This is a genomic window from Pelagicoccus sp. SDUM812002, from assembly GCF_031127835.1.
Lineage (GTDB): Bacteria > Verrucomicrobiota > Verrucomicrobiia > Opitutales > Opitutaceae > Pelagicoccus.
In genome coordinates this window covers 1-2,693 of the sequence record NZ_JARXHX010000061.1, presented here as the reverse complement: position 1 = coordinate 2,693, position 2,693 = coordinate 1, and the positions used below count along the sequence as shown (strand labels likewise).

Sequence of the window (2,693 nt, the reverse complement as noted above, 5' to 3'; positions counted from 1 at the left end):
GGTGAATGTCGTGGTCGCACTGCTTAAGGATGCTGCTTCCTTCGATTCGAGTACGTTTCCTTTATTCAGTTATATAATCATATTTTCTGCCATCGTCGAGTGCATACGATGGAGGAGGCGCAGCCTCCGGAATTGTATGCCACGTTTGGTTAGGTCTTATTTTTTCTTCTGCTTCGATGGTTTTTTAGGTCAATTGCTTGCCTCGGCAGATTGAACAGTGCTTCAAGCGTGTGTTCTAGAATATCAATAGCAATGTTTAGCTCTTCAGGGGTTGGGCTTGATAGTTCATGGACTGCCTCGTTTCCAAGAAAACGATGCTCATGCAAAATGTCTGAATGATCCTTAGTAAGGTACCCTTGCTCAAAAAGACCGGAAATCTTACCCTGAATGTTGGTGAGAGTTTTGGTCTGCTTCGTTTCATCTTCGAGAGTAATCTCTACTTTTCCTTTTTTGATTCCCTTGCTTGCGCATATGCCTTCAACCATCGCTCTAAGGCCTGCTGCACATAGAATATAAGATTCGTTGTTATAACAATCGATGACTTCTTTGTAGATCTTTCTGACTGTAGGAGGTGCGTGGTAGGTAGGTTTTTGAGGTCTCGTATGTTCTGTTCTTTTGGGGTAAAGAGATACTTCAATTCCGTTGGAACCACCTGGCCACGGTTCTGCCAATTCGGAGAAGTATATTTCCTCACGGAAACTTATAGACTCGCATCCTAAGCACTGAATGACTTCGTATGTTCCAGACCAGTTCATATAATTCTCGGAGATATTTCTTATGACTGACTGCAGCACGGTGTGGTTGGTTTTGCCCTCACACCGCACACAAAGCACTTTGAGTTTTCGACCTTTTGTTTTGTCGAAATCCGTCTCGTCGAACTCCTCTGGTTCCGGATAATCTTCTTCCATCATTATTTACCTAACGCCGAGTACAGGCGGCGAGCGCTTGCGCTCGTTGCCTGCTACGATTGGTTGGGTTTCATTTGGTAGATTGGGTGGAGACGCAGAGGTCGTCTGAGTAAGACAAAACAGGAAGATCAAGCAACCTGCTTAATGATTGCTTTTGATTTTGGGTCAGTGGGTTGAATATGACAACGATCTCGGTTTTCTCTGATTCGGTTAGGGTCTTTAATTCTTCTAGTTTTCCTTTTGAGAATAGAAATTTTGTGTTCATTGGTTGATCCATAACTTTTGAACCACCCGGTTTGCTTGAACGAGAAACGCCCCTTCGTTGGAGTATCGTGCCTGAGTGTATGGCTCCTAGTTCTTGTATCCCCTTAATCGTTAGTTCCATTTTCTGCAGATGCTCATTGTCCTTCGAAGAGAAGAATCCACCGGCGGTGCATCTTTTTCCTGTAATGGATTTCTGGATCATACTTTTCTACCCAACGCCGAGGCCATACGTGCAGGCCTCAGTTGGGGTTCCGTTTCAAGTTATTGTTTCAAGTCTGGGGTCGAGGTGAAAGAGGCGAGCGTTTGCCGGAATTGTATGCGCCGACTTGTTAGGCTAATCTTTTTTATTTCAGGGGCCGGGTCCGTATATGTAAGGTCCATACATAGAAATCGGGATTAGGTAGTTCATGACGATCGTAATGAATGCTAGCAGTAGAGCTTTCATTGTTCTAGATTCTGAATCTTTGCTTAATATTCTTTTGTAGGCGTAGATCGTGTACGCTATGAACATGATAGGCGTTGCGAACCAAATGAGAAACCCTCCGACAGTCGATCCCCAAACTGATGCAAGCTTCACATAGGCGACTGTCGAAAGTATGCTTGATAAACCGATCAAACCGATGATCTCGATGGGCATCCAAAGCTCTTGGTTCGAAGTCTTCATTTTCATTTGTTTCTGCCTAACGTCAAAGACTCACGATGTCGGCTTCGGCTGAGCTTCCAAGTCTATTGAGGTTGATTTTCATGGGTTCGTTGTGAAAGAGGCGGGCGTTTGCCGACATTGTGAGCTCTGCCTTGTTCGACCTAATCTTCATTTTAGAGAGTCGTGTAAATGTAGAGAGGCTTTCCCGTCTCTTCAGAACGCTTAGCCATACGGAGAAGCACATCTATCACATACTTTGCGTCTTCTGGCTCGCAGGCCATTTCTTCTGTCTCTGCCCACTCGGCTGAGGCTGCATCTAGGTCCGTGCCTTCAAGTTCTTTCGTGAACTCTTTTGGAATCTCGTAGATCCACTCCGAGTCGCTCGTTCGAACCTCCGAGAACGTATCCATTAGATCGACGTCCCATTCTCTTTTTATGGCGATCGCGTAGAGCGTCGATAGCTTAAGAGTATCTATCCCGCCAAGTTCAGCGACATCCTCCTGTGCGAGGTCGTGATTCATTTCCATCTCGGACGCTTGATCCTCTGTGGATACATAAAAAATGGATGGTATGCTCATAGTTATTTTTCGTCGAACGTCAAAGCCACACGATGTCGGCTTCGGTTGAGGTTCCATTTCGGTTGAGGTTGGTATCCAGGGCTTCGTTGTGAAACTGGCGTGCACTTACCGACATTGTGTGGGCTGCCTGGTTAGCCAAATAATTCGTGTCTCCAAATGTGGAATACACTAGAATCGAATCTTTAAACTGGCATAGGACTGGGTCGGTCATCTTAGGGCTAGGGTAACTTGGGTATCGGCTAAGCTTGGATTCTCTAGGTCAAGAAGTCTAGTTCACTGTTCGAGGATGTTGCCTCCTTC

The 2,693-nt window shown here is 45.5% G+C and carries 6 protein-coding genes; all 6 read right to left on the bottom strand.

Annotated elements, in window-relative coordinates:
• Positions 1–149: 149 nt before the first annotated feature.
• The 6 genes from QEH53_RS23500 to QEH53_RS23475 all read right to left on the bottom strand — a co-directional run bounded on the left by QEH53_RS23500 (position 150) and on the right by QEH53_RS23475 (position 2,604).
• Complete coding sequence (locus QEH53_RS23500) at positions 150–911, bottom strand: DUF4145 domain-containing protein (protein ID WP_309025678.1); 762 nt, start codon at positions 909–911, stop codon at positions 150–152.
• A gap of 67 nt (positions 912–978) precedes the next feature.
• Positions 979–1,374 (bottom strand): hypothetical protein, encoded by a 396-nt coding sequence (locus QEH53_RS23495; RefSeq protein WP_309025677.1) that lies wholly within the window; start codon positions 1,372–1,374, stop codon positions 979–981.
• A 147-nt stretch (positions 1,375–1,521) separates the two neighbouring features.
• Entirely contained in the window at positions 1,522–1,836 is a 315-nt protein-coding gene (locus tag QEH53_RS23490; RefSeq protein ID WP_309025676.1) for a hypothetical protein, read from the bottom strand.
• A 22-nt stretch (positions 1,837–1,858) separates the two neighbouring features.
• Positions 1,859–1,987: a hypothetical protein gene (locus tag QEH53_RS23485; protein ID WP_309025675.1), complete on the bottom strand. Its 129-nt coding sequence runs from the start codon at positions 1,985–1,987 to the stop codon at positions 1,859–1,861.
• Between the two features lies 1 nt (position 1,988).
• Positions 1,989–2,393, bottom strand: a complete 405-nt coding sequence (locus tag QEH53_RS23480; RefSeq protein WP_309025674.1) for a hypothetical protein — start codon at positions 2,391–2,393, stop codon at positions 1,989–1,991.
• A 19-nt stretch (positions 2,394–2,412) separates the two neighbouring features.
• Positions 2,413–2,604 (bottom strand): hypothetical protein, encoded by a 192-nt coding sequence (locus tag QEH53_RS23475; RefSeq protein ID WP_309025673.1) that lies wholly within the window; start codon positions 2,602–2,604, stop codon positions 2,413–2,415.
• Positions 2,605–2,693 lie beyond the last annotated feature (89 nt).